Source organism: Synechococcus sp. MIT S9504, from assembly GCF_047497135.1.
Classification (GTDB): Bacteria; Cyanobacteriota; Cyanobacteriia; order PCC-6307; family Cyanobiaceae; genus Synechococcus_C.
In genome coordinates this window covers 293,439-308,161 of record NZ_CP138942.1, presented here as the reverse complement: position 1 = coordinate 308,161, position 14,723 = coordinate 293,439, and the positions used below count along the sequence as shown (strand labels likewise).

Annotated in this window: 22 protein-coding genes; 5 read left to right on the top strand and 17 right to left on the bottom strand. The window is 49.0% G+C overall.

Annotated elements, in window-relative coordinates; translation table 11 throughout:
* Positions 1-188 precede the first annotated feature (188 nt).
* From SIB58_RS01680 to SIB58_RS01650, 7 genes are all read right to left on the bottom strand, one after another.
* Complete coding sequence (locus SIB58_RS01680) at positions 189-461, bottom strand: hypothetical protein (protein ID WP_074159363.1); 273 nt, start codon at positions 459-461, stop codon at positions 189-191.
* Positions 462-795: 334 nt separating this feature from the next.
* Positions 796-963 carry a hypothetical protein gene (locus tag SIB58_RS01675; protein WP_156486673.1) on the bottom strand — a complete coding sequence of 56 codons (168 nt, stop codon included), beginning with the start codon at positions 961-963 and terminating at the stop codon, positions 796-798.
* A gap of 167 nt (positions 964-1,130) precedes the next feature.
* Complete coding sequence (locus tag SIB58_RS01670) at positions 1,131-1,382, bottom strand: hypothetical protein (RefSeq protein ID WP_066910566.1); 252 nt, start codon at positions 1,380-1,382, stop codon at positions 1,131-1,133.
* A 495-nt stretch (positions 1,383-1,877) separates the two neighbouring features.
* On the bottom strand, positions 1,878-2,114 hold the full coding sequence (locus tag SIB58_RS01665; RefSeq protein WP_066910466.1) for a hypothetical protein: 237 nt from the start codon (positions 2,112-2,114) through the stop codon (positions 1,878-1,880).
* Positions 2,115-3,013: 899 nt separating this feature from the next.
* The gene (locus SIB58_RS01660; RefSeq protein WP_066910463.1) at positions 3,014-3,220 is read right to left on the bottom strand and encodes a hypothetical protein; all 207 of its coding nucleotides are present in this window, start codon (positions 3,218-3,220) and stop codon (positions 3,014-3,016) included.
* Between the two features lie 735 nt (positions 3,221-3,955).
* Positions 3,956-4,216 (bottom strand): hypothetical protein, encoded by a 261-nt coding sequence (locus SIB58_RS01655; RefSeq protein WP_066910460.1) that lies wholly within the window; start codon positions 4,214-4,216, stop codon positions 3,956-3,958.
* Complete coding sequence (locus tag SIB58_RS01650) at positions 4,216-4,611, bottom strand: hypothetical protein (RefSeq protein WP_067326541.1); 396 nt, start codon at positions 4,609-4,611, stop codon at positions 4,216-4,218. Before SIB58_RS01650 ends, SIB58_RS01655 begins: the two co-directional genes overlap by 1 nt.
* Positions 4,612-5,075: 464 nt before the next feature.
* On the opposite strand from SIB58_RS01650, the gene SIB58_RS01645 reads away from it, so the two are divergent.
* The gene (locus SIB58_RS01645; protein WP_066910454.1) at positions 5,076-5,486 is read left to right on the top strand and encodes a hypothetical protein; all 411 of its coding nucleotides are present in this window, start codon (positions 5,076-5,078) and stop codon (positions 5,484-5,486) included.
* A gap of 74 nt (positions 5,487-5,560) precedes the next feature.
* On the opposite strand, the gene SIB58_RS01640 is transcribed toward SIB58_RS01645, so the two are convergent.
* From SIB58_RS01640 to SIB58_RS01620, 5 genes are all read right to left on the bottom strand, one after another.
* Positions 5,561-5,761: a hypothetical protein gene (locus SIB58_RS01640; protein ID WP_156486670.1), complete on the bottom strand. Its 201-nt coding sequence runs from the start codon at positions 5,759-5,761 to the stop codon at positions 5,561-5,563.
* Between the two features lie 37 nt (positions 5,762-5,798).
* Positions 5,799-5,951 (bottom strand): hypothetical protein, encoded by a 153-nt coding sequence (locus SIB58_RS01635; RefSeq protein WP_156486669.1) that lies wholly within the window; start codon positions 5,949-5,951, stop codon positions 5,799-5,801.
* Positions 5,948-6,163 carry a hypothetical protein gene (locus tag SIB58_RS01630; protein ID WP_066910448.1) on the bottom strand — a complete coding sequence of 72 codons (216 nt, stop codon included), beginning with the start codon at positions 6,161-6,163 and terminating at the stop codon, positions 5,948-5,950. The genes SIB58_RS01635 and SIB58_RS01630 overlap by 4 nt, the downstream gene beginning before the upstream one ends.
* A gap of 824 nt (positions 6,164-6,987) precedes the next feature.
* On the bottom strand, positions 6,988-7,416 hold the full coding sequence (locus tag SIB58_RS01625; RefSeq protein ID WP_066910446.1) for a hypothetical protein: 429 nt from the start codon (positions 7,414-7,416) through the stop codon (positions 6,988-6,990).
* A 46-nt stretch (positions 7,417-7,462) separates the two neighbouring features.
* On the bottom strand, positions 7,463-7,693 hold the full coding sequence (locus tag SIB58_RS01620; RefSeq protein WP_066910443.1) for a hypothetical protein: 231 nt from the start codon (positions 7,691-7,693) through the stop codon (positions 7,463-7,465).
* 212 nt (positions 7,694-7,905) lie between these two features.
* On the opposite strand from SIB58_RS01620, the gene SIB58_RS01615 reads away from it, so the two are divergent.
* On the top strand, positions 7,906-8,295 hold the full coding sequence (locus tag SIB58_RS01615; protein WP_066910438.1) for a VanZ family protein: 390 nt from the start codon (positions 7,906-7,908) through the stop codon (positions 8,293-8,295).
* A 54-nt stretch (positions 8,296-8,349) separates the two neighbouring features.
* Here SIB58_RS01615 and SIB58_RS01610 read toward each other — a convergent pair whose 3' ends face one another.
* Positions 8,350-8,817, bottom strand: a complete 468-nt coding sequence (locus tag SIB58_RS01610; RefSeq protein ID WP_066910435.1) for a hypothetical protein — start codon at positions 8,815-8,817, stop codon at positions 8,350-8,352.
* 553 nt (positions 8,818-9,370) lie between these two features.
* Positions 9,371-10,048, bottom strand: coding sequence for a hypothetical protein (locus SIB58_RS01605; RefSeq protein WP_156486668.1), 678 nt, complete (start codon positions 10,046-10,048; stop codon positions 9,371-9,373).
* Between the two features lie 776 nt (positions 10,049-10,824).
* Here SIB58_RS01605 and SIB58_RS01600 point away from each other — a divergent pair.
* On the top strand, positions 10,825-11,169 hold the full coding sequence (locus tag SIB58_RS01600) for a hypothetical protein (protein ID WP_067326539.1): 345 nt from the start codon (positions 10,825-10,827) through the stop codon (positions 11,167-11,169).
* A 34-nt stretch (positions 11,170-11,203) separates the two neighbouring features.
* Here the strand turns inward: SIB58_RS01600 and SIB58_RS01595 are convergent, their stop codons facing one another.
* Positions 11,204-11,389, bottom strand: a complete 186-nt coding sequence (locus tag SIB58_RS01595) for a hypothetical protein (protein ID WP_067326537.1) — start codon at positions 11,387-11,389, stop codon at positions 11,204-11,206.
* 1,152 nt (positions 11,390-12,541) lie between these two features.
* On the opposite strand from SIB58_RS01595, the gene SIB58_RS01590 reads away from it, so the two are divergent.
* Positions 12,542-12,667, top strand: coding sequence for a hypothetical protein (locus SIB58_RS01590; RefSeq protein ID WP_255355651.1), 126 nt, complete (start codon positions 12,542-12,544; stop codon positions 12,665-12,667).
* Between the two features lie 463 nt (positions 12,668-13,130).
* Here the strand turns inward: SIB58_RS01590 and SIB58_RS01585 are convergent, their stop codons facing one another.
* Together SIB58_RS01585 and SIB58_RS01580 are read right to left on the bottom strand one after the other, a co-directional pair.
* Positions 13,131-13,310 (bottom strand): hypothetical protein, encoded by a 180-nt coding sequence (locus SIB58_RS01585; RefSeq protein WP_066910563.1) that lies wholly within the window; start codon positions 13,308-13,310, stop codon positions 13,131-13,133.
* Positions 13,311-13,745: 435 nt separating this feature from the next.
* Positions 13,746-13,922 carry a hypothetical protein gene (locus SIB58_RS01580; protein WP_156486667.1) on the bottom strand — a complete coding sequence of 59 codons (177 nt, stop codon included), beginning with the start codon at positions 13,920-13,922 and terminating at the stop codon, positions 13,746-13,748.
* Positions 13,923-14,262: 340 nt separating this feature from the next.
* On the opposite strand from SIB58_RS01580, the gene SIB58_RS01575 reads away from it, so the two are divergent.
* The gene (locus SIB58_RS01575) at positions 14,263-14,541 is read left to right on the top strand and encodes a DUF3104 domain-containing protein (RefSeq protein ID WP_067326534.1); all 279 of its coding nucleotides are present in this window, start codon (positions 14,263-14,265) and stop codon (positions 14,539-14,541) included.
* Positions 14,542-14,723 lie beyond the last annotated feature (182 nt).

Here is a 14,723-nt window from a genome sequence, read left to right as displayed (position 1 = left end):
CCTGCTTTCGATCATCAGCCACTGCGCAGGTGCAGAAATCATGTCGTCGCGGAAGCTACAGACCGTCCCTTCCTGGGCATTCGTGAGCCTGCCGATGCCGTTCTTCGGCGGATGGCAATCAACCATCAGGCGCCCGTTATTTGGCATCCCGCCACTGTGACCAGTCAGCGGATGCTGTTCGAGACGTTTCAGCGAATCCTTCCTAAGCCATAACCCACCAGTAAACCTGCAGCAGCTCCCAATACCCCCCCAGTCAATGCAGCTCGTTGCGTGATATTGAGCCGTCCTCCGAAAACGATGGCAATAGCGACAACAACAAGAAGCCCAGATGTGGCAACAACGGCATCAAGACTTTGATGCTTCGCTGTCTTGCCAGTCGACTGATGCTTTTTCAACTTGCCTGCAGCAGCCCTATCCAATTCACGCTCAATCCTGTTGATCTCGTCGTGTGGGCCTGCCATTCGATCGGAAGAGCTCCAGGGATTCTGGCCATTGCCGGGCGATCCAGCTGAGATCAACCAGTGGGTGAAACTTGTCGGGATTCGTTGAAGTCTGACCGCGACCCGGACCGAACAATGACAATGTGCGTGATCACGGCATTCAAGCCATGGGCAGCATCAACAAGGGATCGATCAAAAGAGCAGTCATTGTTGGCGCGATAACTGGACTCATCGTCAGCTCTCTGAGTGATCTAGACCCAGCTATCGCCATCCTCATTGGTGTTGCCTGTGGAATAGGCCTAGATCGAATCATCACGAAAATCTGGCCATTGCCCTGATCCATAACGTCCCCCCATCATCCGGCGTGAATGGGGTCAAACACCATCAGAGCAGCAGTGAGGCCAACAGCAATTGCGAGCAGCGCTGTACAGAGAGGCTGCAGCATGTAACGACACCACCCGAGCCAGGTGACCGCGTAACGACAAACCCCACAGGCTGGGCAGCACTGGTCAAGTCGTCTCATCTACGCAGCGAATGTACAAGATTGCTGCCAAGAGAAAAGCCCCCTTTCGGGAGCCACTGTTTTTGGTGTTGGAAGTTCCCTCACCATTGACGCGTAAGCAGCCAGTCCGTGTTGTTCGTTTAACGACTAAACCGCGACGATCAGTTCCTTCCAGCCCTCGTGCCTCCTCAGAAAATACCGAGGGTCTTCTTCTTGCAGTAACCAGCACCGATATTCATCCATCCCGACTTACAGGCTTCACCGTATGTGGGTGCCACCTCGTAGTAGATGGGCGACACACAAGTGGTGCCGAGAGTGTTGACGTAACCAAGCGGGCACTGATCATGACCAGGAGCTTTGGGGATTTCCTTCTGAGCCATGACGGCAGGTGCTGTCGTTGCAAGCGCTAAAGGCAGCAATGCGAACAGGGATCTCTTCATGAACAGATGATGACTTGATGTCGCTGTAGCCACCTCAGTCAGTTGAGACAAGCCGATCAAACTGGCAGCTGATCGTTGTCCTCCATGCCAATCCCCTGGAGCCATCACCTCCAGAGGGAACTGATCCTCAATCTGTGTTGGCAGGAGATGGAGCCAGGCCCAAACCATCAGAGAGCGTCAGTGACACCAAAGTTTTTCAGTCAACACTCACCTGCCGCCCGGCAATTGTTAACTGCCCGGAGACCTTGGCTCTCCTTGTCTTTGCTTGAGCCGCTACTTGCTGGACTAGTGCCTTTGGGCTGTCCTTTGGCTCACTGTAATGGTGGGTGGGGCCGGTCGCCTTTTTGACCGACCAGGATTGATCCTGGTCAAACCCCCATCCAAGTGAGCGTCAGCACTTGAACAGTCAACGCTTCCGCCTACCTGGTTGCTGCATCGCCACCAAGGCTTCGATGGCGTTGTGCCTGAACATCCGGCAAACCACTGCCTGACTATTCACCAGCCCAGTTCAGGTGCGCTTTTGACTCCTGGCAAAAGCATGGTCCGTTCACGACGAACTGTTGCCGGTGTGACTCCGAGTTCCGTGGCGATTTTGGTGATCAGCCCGCGTGGCCAAATATCAGGATGCTGTTCAGCGGCCTCATAGATGGCCTCATCCAGATCAATTTTTGCGAGTCGTGCACGGCGGCTTTGCTCTGCAGTGAGATCGGGTCGAAGGGCAGTTGCTGACATGAGTACCACCAGGTGGAACCTTTTAGGTCTATGGCCGCTAGATGCTTCACGAAAGGGTGACAGCCGCCCTGGAAGGTTCGGTTTCAGGATCTTGACTAGCAAGTTCCGTGAGAAGCAGAGTTCTCTTATCAGACTTCAAAGGTTATTTCTTGAAATGCGCCCTGAAGAGGAAATATGGCCTGTTGTGCTGATTGCTGGAAGCATCGTGGCCGTTTTGATGATTCTTGCCTTCAGCGATCCAGGGACCTTCGTGTGCGTTGGAGTCTGCGAGTGAATCTCAAAGGGCAGAAGTGAGTAGGAGCGGTTTATCTCGCGCATCTGAGCACCATTGCCCGGGCTTCGATGGCGTTGCATTGGCAGAAGTCATTGCAGACAATCCCACCCAGTCATGAGAACGAGGCATTGCTCTTACGAGCTTTGGTGAGTTGTACGGTTTCGATGGGCACACCATTTCCAGGATCCGCTTTGGAATCGATGACAGACCTCAAGCAGGGCTGTGATGGTGCTCACAATGTCTTTCCCTCGAAAGGGGGATGGTGAATTCAAGCCATCTGATCGATGGTGAATTCAGACAGGAGAACGCCATGGAGCCCATCAGCGCCGCCATCGTCATCGTTGCCCTCGTTGCTCTGAGCTGCTGAGCTTTGAACTGTTGCCAGCTCGGCTGACCGCCATGGTTCTGGACTTGATCGGCGCGTCAACTGCCATTGACGGAAGAGAAAACTGATGTGAGCACCGTTGGACGAAACGCCCGTTTCAGAGTCTTTACCAATGCCCCCCAGGCGTTAACAAATCAGTCATAGAAAAGAAAATTCTTGCTCAACGGAATTAAAAATTGCCGTTTATGCCGTCGATCGATGGTTTTAATCCATCCGAGGCGTCAGTTACAGCAAGGCTGCTCAGCCAACACCAACCGCCGTAACCACGGTGCGGATTGAGTACCCTGGAGCCATGCCGTCACCAACTTCCGCATGTACTGATTCCAGCCTGTAAGTGGAATCTGATCGATTCACCAGAAGCTCGCCAAAGCTTCTTGGGAAAATCACCAGAGCAGTGTGGCTGGATTCACCAGAAGCACTGTGAGCTTGAAGGAGTCGAAGGCTCAATACGCCACAAACCGCTGAAATCGCTGATCTCAAGCCAATGGCCGAAGTCGTGATCTGTTCCCACTTGCACCCATGACGCACAACTCTCTAAAAGCACTTTGCTGCGCGCTAGTCATCACATCACTACCTGGGATTCCAGCGTCTGCTTTAACGAATCAACAGCTTTTGAAACAACATCTGATCACCCCAGCTGTATATGTAATGATTAATAGTCATGGTGCAAACACACCAATCAAGCGATGGGAGGTACTACAGGACGCCTGTGGAGCAGGTCGGCTTTCTCCGAGTGAATGCGGTACCTCGAGAAGGCGAAGGGAGTATTGATCAAGTGGTCATGAATCTGGAATCTATCCCCTCAAAGCCCCAACAAATACTGGGGCTTTTTGTTTGCATTGCACCTTGGGGTACATCTAGCCGAACATCTCTTGATCCAAGCTGTAACGCGAAGATTATTGCCATGAGGACTGACAGCAAGAGCGGCTGTCATGGCCACGTCGATAGCCGTGAAAAGGTGGACATGCAGTCCGATCCTTGGCCTGTGCCGTGGCTGAGTCGGGTTGATCACAGCTGGATCTGGGTCAGCGCTGTGGCTTTTGCCGTCTGCATCAACCACATGGACTGAGACCTGATTCTCGATCTTTATCGACAGGAACGGAGTCAGCGGACCGCAGTCAAGACTCGGACACTGTGGATCCTGTTAACCGATGCTCAGCGCAGCTGATTAGTTCCGAATGATCAGTACCGCTTTCGATGACGCAGTCGACGAAGCTTGTCTGCCAAAGCAAACCATTGATCGGTCACAACAAACCAGACGACAAACCCTGAGAGTCCAACGAACAGGACAATCGCCAGAACCACCGCACTGGAGCCGATGAGCTGATGCCGAGCACATGAATCGAAATCCGGTCCAGGCTTGCAAACGGGTTCGATTTCTCGAAAACCGCGATTACCGCCGCTTTGGCCCCAGCCACCACCAAAGCCATTGGGGAAGTTCATCAGCTGAGCCTCAATGAACGGCTGTCAGCGGGTGGCAGTGATTCATGGCTGGCCCGATAGAGAGTTGACTCTGGTGGAGTCTGCCTCCTGAAGGGAATCAACGGGGGCGATCCAAACCAGGGCGTCAAGCTCTCAGAAGCAGCCTGAATGGGGATGTGGTGTTCATTCGCTGCATTGATCATCACCAAAGAGGAGGGACGAACACTCAATCTCCAACCAATCTCCCCCCCCCCCATCGACAGTGTTTGTTGTTTCCACGGAACATCGATGTCGTCCACTTCCTCAGGAGCTGATCCAAGGCTGACCAGACGATCTGAGACGTTCCCGAAAAGCGCACCAGAACCTCTTTGGGTTCGCACCAAAGCGATTCTTTGCACCGGGTTGATTGAAGCCACAACTTGGACAATGGCACCCGCTGCAGAAGACAGGGGCTACGAGCATCAAAGACGGCATGAGCTGAGGCAGCTCCGCAGAGAAATGCGTCGTGAAACTCGTGACTACAGATGTGCGCGGAGAGAATATCTCCTTGAGGTCAATCGTTACCCCCGCATAATTCCAACCCATGGATTTGGCCGAGGATATGTTTCTGAACAACCTGCAGGCTTTGGAGTTCAGTTGCACTTCTGAAGCATGAGCGGAAATCATGAAGCGACTCAGGCGAAACAGCAGCCTCCGGAACCAATCATCAGCCACGCAGAGTACGTGTTTTTTGTATTGCGACATCGCGGGAAGGAAAACTTCACTACATGATCAATACACTGAACTCATCAATGGAGTGCGACTCATCCCTCAAGAAACTCAGCAATTTCTCATCAAACCCTTATCAATCAATTACAACCAAACGACCGACTGATCAATCATGGTGGGGATACTGGCTATGGATGCAATGACAGCTCTCTGCAATCTATCTGCTGAAGAAACAAAGAACTTTATTGACACCGTGATCGAAGAGGGACTTACAAGCACCACAGAACATCATCATAAACTTGGTGCAGCAGATGCATGGAACTTCACCCTCTCTAATGGTGAGCGCTTCCAACTCTGGGAGAGAAGCAGTGCATTTGAAACCATTTATACCTATTACAAGCAAGGAATTGGCTCGATGCAATTCAAGACTCTAAGAAGTGCTGTGCAATTTATAAAAAAGTTTTTTAAGGGTCAAGCTCAAGACATTCATTGTTGGTTGATTTCACAAGTTTTTGTAAGCTACGACATTCGAAAAGAAGTCACTTTGATGCTGGATTTTTCGGAGCCGAGGCGATTACACTAGCTGAATGGCTGAGCTGGCGCGATTTCTCACAGCAGCAATACGAGAGATCACAACCGATGCCATCACAGATAGCTTCACCCCGTCTGCAAAGCCTCAAATAAAATATCTGCATCTGACCAGGTCGGCTCAGAACTATCTTCCATAAGATCAATCTTCAGTTTGCGGCTTCTGATGAAGGCATAAGTAGATTCATTCATCTGAAGCACTGGGAACTGCTGAACGAAACCGCCGAGGAAATCGCTATGCGAAGCCACACGACGCAGCTGATGGATCAACTGGAAGGAAATGCACCATATCATTCAGGGCGGTTGGCTACGTCACTCGTAGTAATGCGAAGCTGTGAAGCGGGCGTCCTACCCAGGAGGTGGAGACAAACAGGTGTCCATAGCGGTCGGGATACTCATGCTTCTCCCTCACCACCTGCTCTGGCATCAGCCATGAACGCAACAGGCGATCGGAATTCAACGAAGATCGTCCCAACGAGGCTCTGGGTAAAGAGCGCGGTCACGCAAAGAAAAAACAGTTGCTCGGCCCTCTTCCGTCTGCCAGCGAGCTTTCTGATGCAGCAACAATTCCTTCAACTGCTCAACGCGGGAGTCCACTAGGAGTTCCAACGCGAGGTTGATCAAATCGGCTTCTTCTCTTGTAATCGTTATTTGGCGTGTTTCCTCTGCCATTGGAATGAATCAGATGTCTTAACTTCACCCCACTGTGAAGCCAAAAGCCTCGGCCGTCATCACCAGTCCCGAACTGTTCCGATGGCTGCCCACCGAATGCCCGGGCAGAACAAAGAACATAATGAAGCAGTGCGAAAGCTTCTTAGCAACAGAGCTCAGGCTGAGAAGGAAGCGCTCGGCATCACTACACGATTTTGATTGAAGCTGAAACTGGTGACACAGACTGGCTGGACTGTACGGACAGAAGAGATGCCAATTAAGGAATCATTCGATTGTTAGCAGCACCAACCACTCAATTGCCACAAGAATGAGTCGGGAACTGTTTTTCATGAATAAAAAATGGACTCGACACCCTGAAGACATCACACACCACATGGTTCGTGCTGCAGTGGTTTTTGTGCTCATCACTGCAGCTGTCGTAAGTTATTGGGTTGTACGTGACAACAAAAAGGGTGTTTTGGTCCCGACGATCGAACCAATGACTCGTCAAGCAATACCGAAAAAATCCTCTCGCTGAATCAAACAACTTTGATCAACTCACCAGGCAGAAGTGATCAAACCCACAAAAAGCCAAGGATCCGGCCGTACTCCGCATGACCTGCCTCTAGACGATCGCGTTGTGACTCGGCCTTCACAAGACCACCTGCTGACCATTGCCGCAGAGCCCTTTGGTCTATACAACCAGCAACCGCACCTGGACAGCGAGCCTGTCCCCCTGAGCCGAGGGAACGCCCCTTGCTGCATTAATGAAGCCCCGCAGAGGCATCGCAGCTCATTGGCGATCGTGGCGAAAAACGGAAAACCGATACAAGGAATCAAACGCATCACTTGGCTTCATCAAACACCAATGCATCAATTTCAGAACATTGCCCTTCAGTAGAAATCGTGACCAAGATTTTGTCGCTCAAAGCGACTGTATTCACAGAAAACTTACCAGGAGGCTGTATCCGCACAGCACGTTTAGCCTCATATCTGAATCCATCGACCTCACCAATACGCAAGTCTCTTATAACACCGTCAACAATCTGAATATCCTCCCAATCACTGGCTCCAGCTCCCATACTTCTACTATTATCAAGATCAACCTTGAACACAATCGATCCAGTCTTTGAATTCTCTTCTAAAACATTGTTTGCATCCAAGTCTGTTTTTGTATTGACAACCTCAACTTCACAGTTTAAATAAACATAGTTGCCAGCGAAGCCGGGAGAAACCGAGAGGACTAGTGCGCCAAGGAACGAGATAAATTTCATAACAATTAAACCGGAATCAATGCATTCATTAGCAAAGCACAAAGATTTACGTTTTTAGGCAGGTTTTTCCCCAGTTGAACATTAAAACCCAAAAGAAAACAGCACCCGCTAAGGCAACTTTCCAGGTATGACTTGAAAAAAATCCATCTCTCTCAATCTTTTTTGCTTTATTTTCATCAGTGGCGTAGTTAGCAGCAAGGGTGTGGACAAGTCCATATAACTGCAAACAAATGGCAAGACCAGCAACTCTTACAATTTCCGTAAACAATTGATTCATAAAAGACTTGAGGGGTTACATAAAGACTACCAACTGACCGACTAGGCTGATCGAGTAATTTTCAGGTCTATGACCACGAACAGACTTTTACTTGCCGCCTTGGCTCTTGGCATTCTCGTAGGCCTACTAGCAATTGCTCAACGAATGACAACCAACCCCAACGAACAGAATGAAGCAATGCCAGCGACTGGCGCTTTCTAAGTAAATTAAGCATGAAGATTCAGGCAATTAACACTGTCGAAAAACACTGGCTGATTATCAGCATCTTCATTCTTTCCAGTATTACAGTACTGTCGTTGACGCCGCTAGCAGAACTTGCTGATGCTCCTGGATCAGACAAAACACACCACTTGATCTCATACGCAGCCCTGGCATTTCCCGCTTCTTTACGCAGGCCAACAGGATGGATGTACATAATCCTACTATTCGCCTTGTACAGCGGACTGATCGAAGTTATTCAGCCTTATGTGAATCGCCATGGAGAATGGCTTGACTTTATTGGGAACCTTTCAGGCTTACTACTTGGGTTCATACTTGCACTATGGGCCAGAGCACTTCGGGCCAAATGCAATATTTTGCACAAAGAAGAGACTGACATATGACTGATACAAGATTTGATGATTAAAGCTGAGACAAACTTCAATTCTCTGGTCTGGTCAGTAGCGAAAGCGCTTGATCGCCTCACCCTTACCTTTCGCTCCCTGTTGGTTCTGCCAGACTTTAGTGATGACCTTTTTATTTTCATACCCGAGAATTTGTTGATTAACACTGTCTTCTCTACACCATCGAGCAGTAACTTCATGCTCAATCAATTCACGACCTTCCCGATCCTCTTGAACTAGCTCTTCATAGAAATCCATCTGGAATGCTTTTGTTTCTGCTCGGAATCTATCGGCATCTCTGTAAGCACTTAAATCCTCCTCTTCTATCTCTTTCAAGATAATCCCCAACTCTTTGCCTCGGTCTGCAGGCTTGAGTGGCTGCTCGTCTCTGTAACTGATAATCGTCACTGCTGCATGCCTGTTTCTCCACTTATCACACGCTTCTTTTGCTTTCTGCTCAGATGGATAACTGCATCCTGCTAAACCAAGCGCAAACAGGATGACCGGAAGCCGATTGATCATTTATTTGCTCACTTATTCATCCACATTACTTCACCAAGGCGAACGTGAATACATCAGCAACCAATTCATTGGACAATCCCTGGCCATGAGCTGACAAACTGCTTGAGCGAGGTTCACCTGGAAGAGCTGAGTGCTGCAATCAAAAAACAGGCATCTAGTTTTGGAGCCAACAGATTGCATAGATACTAAGAACCAAAGTAAAAGAAATCATGCCAACTGTACTCTTGTAACGCATCCACTTTCTATCCCACTTATAGGGAGCCATCAAAACAATCGATGTAAGGCTGAAAAACGCAAAACTTGCAAGAGACCAGTGTGGCCTAAGATGGTGTATCAAAAGATAAACAGCATGCGCCAGAAAACAAAGTTGTGAGAAATACGAGCTGATCGCGCCAAGATTATAAACAAGAGCTTTGTGATTAAATGCAAATTTAAACAGGGAATTTGGCTTCATCGCAATCAATCATTCATTGGACAATCAACAAGCAGAAAATCTCTCAACCAATCAACACTAGAAGCATAGAACCGCACAATCCCAGGGGAGATTTCTGAATCAAAGTTCAAGTTGTTTCCAAAGCAATGAAACGAGTGCATCTGCGGCCAATTGTTTATTGGATTCATACTGTCTATGAGACTGTTCTGCATCCTGAGCGTCGACATCTGTGACAGCTATTAAAATCTCAACTTGTGTAGATGAATCAATCACTCCTTTTCGCTGAAGCCAAGGAATGGAGAGGGAATTGGATGAAAGCAGAAGAGGGCGTTGGCTGCAGACTGCAGGCTCCAGACCACTACTTACCCAGCCAAGGTCATACAACATCATCGCAGGAGGTGGACCGTCGGTGCCAGTTCCATTGACAGGAAGGCACGAACCCTGAAATTGAATCTGTGTGATGCGATAAAGACTGTTGATCCTGGCAGATCCGGGTGCCGGAATACCTCCGGTTTGCAGAGTGAAGAGACGTTCAGGTCGGTGTCGCTTGAAGAGGTCCTCAAGCAAGCGAATGCATTGCTGAGGAAGATCGGGAACCCCATGATTCGCGCAGCGCAATAAAGGATGGACAAATAAAATCCCACCAAGCCGATAAGCCCTAAAACGCGGTCGCGCCGACAGTCGCTTGAAGGGTAATTTTTTCGCCTCTAAACGATTTTCAAAAGTGTCATAGGAAAAGGCATTCCAGTGCACCACTAAGGTTTCAACAGGCGGCGGGGGGAGAGAGAGAGGAATCAATTTGATACTTCAGATCAACCAGATCGATAAAAAAAAGTCCAACGTCTCAAGACAAACGTATCAAACCCGCACATGGAATGCCTGTCCTGACCATGACGTTTCCCTTTCATTGTTTGCGTCGAAGGCAAGGAAGCAAAACTGTGATGCCGTGAACGATTTAACAGGTGCTCCATGGATATGATCGACCCTAACGAAATTGCTGGAGCAACCAGATAACGGACCACTGAAAGCCAATCTGGACACATAACAGGAATCTCTGAAGCATCACGATCTGCTTCCGAAGAGCTGAAGTGGATGACCGACCCGCGAATCAGTCTCAGATGCTGAAGTGAACAGCGGTTGATTGCAACGCGAATCACTATCGCGATGGCTCTGGCTTACTGGTCAGCTTTTATTTCACGAATGTTACCCCAGCTGTTTGCCCAGGAGAGCTGATCTCTAGCCGACCATTTCAGCGGTTGATTGATCAGATCAGTCGAAAGGCCGCAAAAGGCAAGCTGCACTGGGCTCGTGTACGACTGGTTGCTTTCTGGCCCACAACTCTGATAAACCAGGCCTCATTACACGAATCACACCAATATCAAGAGTGGAAGGGTTCGAGCTGATGATGCAGTCGGGATCGCGTCAGAGCAACTGATCTTGGAACTGACTTAGCGATCGCGCTGCAACAACTACGGCCTGGCCCCAGAACATGCAACAGATCCTGGGATCATCTGATCAGAATCAACTTTGAGAAACGCCTAGCTTCTCACCTGTTCTGGGCTTTGAAACTTGCAATGGACGTGCTGTTGATGGAATCCGACCTGCACAAAACAGCAGCCGCAGCAAGACAATCGCTCATCGCTTTTGCCGTAACGTGGATACGCGCCAATTGCACTGAGGATGAGCGCGCCCGCATGGAGTGGATTAGCAAGGCGGATCTCCAAAAAGACAGTTCATTTGGCTGCGAAACCAGCGAGGAGCACAACCAGCGGCTAGAGACGGTGCTCAATCAAGCAGCTGATGGGGTCATCGCCGTTCTTGCGGACCATTGGGGTATCACTTCGATCAGAAACTCCATTGCGAGCAATAACGAATCTGATCGAATTGACTCCACAGAGAGCGCGCTCAACAAGCCATGACGCATAACTTTGATGACCTTGAAAACCAATACGTTCAGAGATGGTGATTACCGAAACAGCTCAGCAGAGCTTCGCCCCAACTGAAGTCGTTATCAAGACGATCCGCTCTTAGATTTCTTCTTTTTTCAGCCTGCATTTTCATCATTGTGGCTTCGGTGAACACATGCCCCTTGTCCTGGGCAAGATTCACTTCATGTACCGGCGGCTTTGTCGTTGTCATGGGTGTCTCCGTTTAAGACCTTTTCGGTCTATTGCCACTGAATGTGGCTCGCGAGATGGGAGAGCCGCACAAGCCGGTACGGTTTCAGGACCTTCCCGATAAGGCGTTATGCAGCAGACTGGCTATGTCCCAACTCGGAGGGCGCCGCTGTGATTGGACAAACCAGGCTGTATTGCAGCAAAGGCGACGGATTCCGCCTCATCGAAGTGCCGACTGAACAGGCTTCATACGAAGCCGAAAGGCTCAAGGAGCAAGGCTGGGTTGTCGATGCTGCCATTCCTTTATAAAACCAGACTGCTCGCAATCTGGAGGGCCTTGGAGAAAACATCAGCAGCGATGTAGCTCGAAGTGCTTGCTCAAACAGGCGTCTCAAGTGAGTTTGAATTCAGTCTTCAAATATATTCCATAAACGAATAAGCCAATTATTTAGCACAAAGTTTAAAGTTATCTGATGCTCGAAAGATGCTTGTTAAGACAAGGCTGGGAAAAAGCAATTGAATACCAATCATGATTGGATCAACTCACTACCAAGAGAAAAAGATTCATCCTGATGGGGATTAGCCTGCCATTGGAAGCCATCCGATCCAGGAATGTACAAATTGTTGTGGCGTCCACGAAAAAGAGAGCAATACAACCTCAACGGGCGAGTCGCACATCAGCTGAGACGGGTCATTGGCGGACCCCATCGGTCAAAGCCAAATTCGACACATCAAAGCTAGAGCAGGCGTGATAGTTGTCCCGTATCGATTGAGAACGCTCATTCACAACGTCAATTCCAGAGACAATCATCCTGTCTCCAACTCTTCAACAACTGACAGTCGTGTGAAAGCAAGACTGGGAATGGTTGTGTTTTGGGTTTTAGCCCTGCAAAGAAACCAGGACGAACAATCACCATTGCTCACCTATGGGGTGTGTGAGCGAACAAGAAACGCATTATCGCTCCAATAGCTAGCAGGGACGCCCTAATGGATAGGTCACGCTGCATGGCTCCCGGGCAGGATGGCTTTGGCATCGGCTGCAGCACCTGAGCAAGGCGCTGCGGCTGATACAGCAGATACCGCTAAAGCCTCATGAACCAGCTCGGGAACATTTGATCGTTTACACAACGTTACGGTTAGGGTACTTTGTTACGTAACTTCACGACAAGGTTTGATGGGCGCCCTTCAAAAATCAATCAAGAAAACCTCGGCCATGGATTACGAGGAACTTCTAGAAGAAATGAAAAAACTGGATATTGCTGATCTGATATTGATTCATCGCAGAGCTGCACTGGGCTGAATCGCGGTTGCTCAGAAAAGAACAATGTAGAGCTCACTAAAAAGAGCTCACTAAAAATCTTTTACAATTCACTTTTATGGCAGCCAAAACGTAATGATTGGAACTGTTCCGAGTTGATACTTCCCACACTGGACATAAAAGAGAAAAGCAAACATCCATGACCAAATTTTTAACACTATTTAAACAAATCACTCGACATTTATTACATGTCTTAAAGGAATGAAGTCTGTCTATGACAAATAGATTCCGTTAGCGATTTGCAGCTTGATTACAGCGCAGTGCCATGAACCACTCGAAAGCCTGATTGCTCCAACAACAAAATGCTGGCAAGGGTGGCTCACTCTGATCAGTCATCGGAGCCTGCGCAGTTCAAATCCAGCGGAAGCAGTCGAACTCGCATGAGCTCGACAGAGTCGGAACTGAGCTCCCAGACAGCTGCTGAACAGGGGCACTGAACAGCAAATCAACTGCGGACAGTGGTCTTTTGCCCATGCTTGACAGGGCGCTGACGACTTTTCAGCGCCTTGAGCATCCCCTTTTCAAGGGAAGTCAGCTTGGGTGAGGTCTCATGCAACGCTGCCCTGGCTCGCTCTTTGGCAGCATCCATGAACCTCTCTGTCTTGTCCTTCGCTTCAAATGCCATGATCATCGATTGGTCCTCCATCAAAAGTTACACATACAAATCCAAGCTGTCCTCAAATCCATCAACTCTTTGCTCCAGCTGGAGCTGGCAGGATCCTGATCAACAGGCAAGACCCACTGGCCTTGCTCCATCGGGCGGGAGCAGCTGCTCTGAAAAAGCAAGGGGGTACTCGCAACCTTGATCAGGGCGACTACCCATGACAAGCGGCAACACCATTGATCCAGCCAGTCAGCAGTTTGTCGGCAGAGAAGCAAACGAAACAAAGGACACAAGGTGCGCCAAAGAAAGCAGCTTCTCAACCAAAATCAATATCGAAAGTTGGCATTGTCGACGCTCAGACCGATCAGCAGGAAATTGCTCGATATCAGCAGTTGCTGAAATATTATCGCCTATGCGAGAGATTCACAGTCGTCTGAACAGCTGATCGAGCCATTCTCAGGACGTCATTCCCAGGAAAGATTTCTCTGACTGTTGCTCCCCACGACGCAGCTTCACCCAGGCTTGACCCAAAATGGTGGCTTTTTTTATATCAACACGACCAAGATCGGAGTCATCAGGGAATTCATGCCTGTCAACGGCAAGCAACTCTTCTCTTTCCTCGTTGGTGAGCATAGAAATTGGCTATTGAAAAGACAATTATAAACCAAACACTAGAAGTGCTTGAGGGCACAAATGAACTGAATTTAACGATCAGTGAATCGACACCATGAGTGATGAACACTCAAAAGTGATCGCGATCCAATCGTCACTAAAGAGGGGCGGTGTTGATTGAATCAAATCCGACACTTCGGAAAAACACAGCGAGGGGAAGCGTGAAAGCAAACTCCTAAAAAAACCCATCATCGAATAAGTCCTAATGCTTATGGACCACTTTGACTCAAGCTCTTAGAAAGCAATTATCGCCTCAGGCGATATCAGGGTGTGAGGTTCTGATCAGCAAAGCTGGAGAACCATGCCAAAAGGCAATGACCGTCCACCATTTGTCGGGGTGAAAGCTGGAGACTTCGTGCTCGTGCAATCAACACTGAATCCTGATCCGACTGATACAAGTTGGTGGATTGGCTGGGTTGTTGGATATCCAGATCAGTTCAAAGAAATACATGGCGTCACAATGCTGACTGTGGTTGATACTGAAAGCGGCGAAGTACGACAAGTCAACGCCGAACAGACAACGCGTTTAAGCCTTGCAGGCATGGAAAAAGGCAAAGTTGTTCCAATGGTGCGTGCCTGACCATTTCCAGCAGTAATTCTCAAAGAACAACCATAATTCATGCAAAGCCAGGCTGAAAAGAGGGACCAGAAGCCTGGAGTTTCACGGATCATGATTCTGGCAACAGCATTTCGAATTGCACTAGCAACGCTGCTGATTTCATCTAGAAATCTTGTTTGGCAAAAGCAAATGACCTAAGTGTA

Coding starts and splice junctions, on each gene's coding strand:
- SIB58_RS01680 (WP_074159363.1), bottom strand. CDS start 461: ATGGCAGGCCCACACGACGAGATCAACAGGATTGAGCGTGAATTGGAT.
- SIB58_RS01675 (WP_156486673.1), bottom strand. CDS start 963: ATGAGACGACTTGACCAGTGCTGCCCAGCCTGTGGGGTTTGTCGTTAC.
- SIB58_RS01670 (WP_066910566.1), bottom strand. CDS start 1,382: ATGAAGAGATCCCTGTTCGCATTGCTGCCTTTAGCGCTTGCAACGACA.
- SIB58_RS01665 (WP_066910466.1), bottom strand. CDS start 2,114: ATGTCAGCAACTGCCCTTCGACCCGATCTCACTGCAGAGCAAAGCCGC.
- SIB58_RS01655 (WP_066910460.1), bottom strand. CDS start 4,216: ATGAACTTCCCCAATGGCTTTGGTGGTGGCTGGGGCCAAAGCGGCGGT.
- SIB58_RS01645 (WP_066910454.1), top strand. CDS start 5,076: ATGGTGGGGATACTGGCTATGGATGCAATGACAGCTCTCTGCAATCTA.
- SIB58_RS01630 (WP_066910448.1), bottom strand. CDS start 6,163: ATGGCAGAGGAAACACGCCAAATAACGATTACAAGAGAAGAAGCCGAT.
- SIB58_RS01625 (WP_066910446.1), bottom strand. CDS start 7,416: ATGAAATTTATCTCGTTCCTTGGCGCACTAGTCCTCTCGGTTTCTCCC.
- SIB58_RS01620 (WP_066910443.1), bottom strand. CDS start 7,693: ATGAATCAATTGTTTACGGAAATTGTAAGAGTTGCTGGTCTTGCCATT.
- SIB58_RS01615 (WP_066910438.1), top strand. CDS start 7,906: ATGAAGATTCAGGCAATTAACACTGTCGAAAAACACTGGCTGATTATC.
- SIB58_RS01610 (WP_066910435.1), bottom strand. CDS start 8,817: ATGATCAATCGGCTTCCGGTCATCCTGTTTGCGCTTGGTTTAGCAGGA.
- SIB58_RS01600 (WP_067326539.1), top strand. CDS start 10,825: ATGGACGTGCTGTTGATGGAATCCGACCTGCACAAAACAGCAGCCGCA.
- SIB58_RS01595 (WP_067326537.1), bottom strand. CDS start 11,389: ATGACAACGACAAAGCCGCCGGTACATGAAGTGAATCTTGCCCAGGAC.
- SIB58_RS01590 (WP_255355651.1), top strand. CDS start 12,542: ATGGGCGCCCTTCAAAAATCAATCAAGAAAACCTCGGCCATGGATTAC.
- SIB58_RS01585 (WP_066910563.1), bottom strand. CDS start 13,310: ATGGCATTTGAAGCGAAGGACAAGACAGAGAGGTTCATGGATGCTGCC.
- SIB58_RS01580 (WP_156486667.1), bottom strand. CDS start 13,922: ATGCTCACCAACGAGGAAAGAGAAGAGTTGCTTGCCGTTGACAGGCAT.
- SIB58_RS01575 (WP_067326534.1), top strand. CDS start 14,263: ATGCCAAAAGGCAATGACCGTCCACCATTTGTCGGGGTGAAAGCTGGA.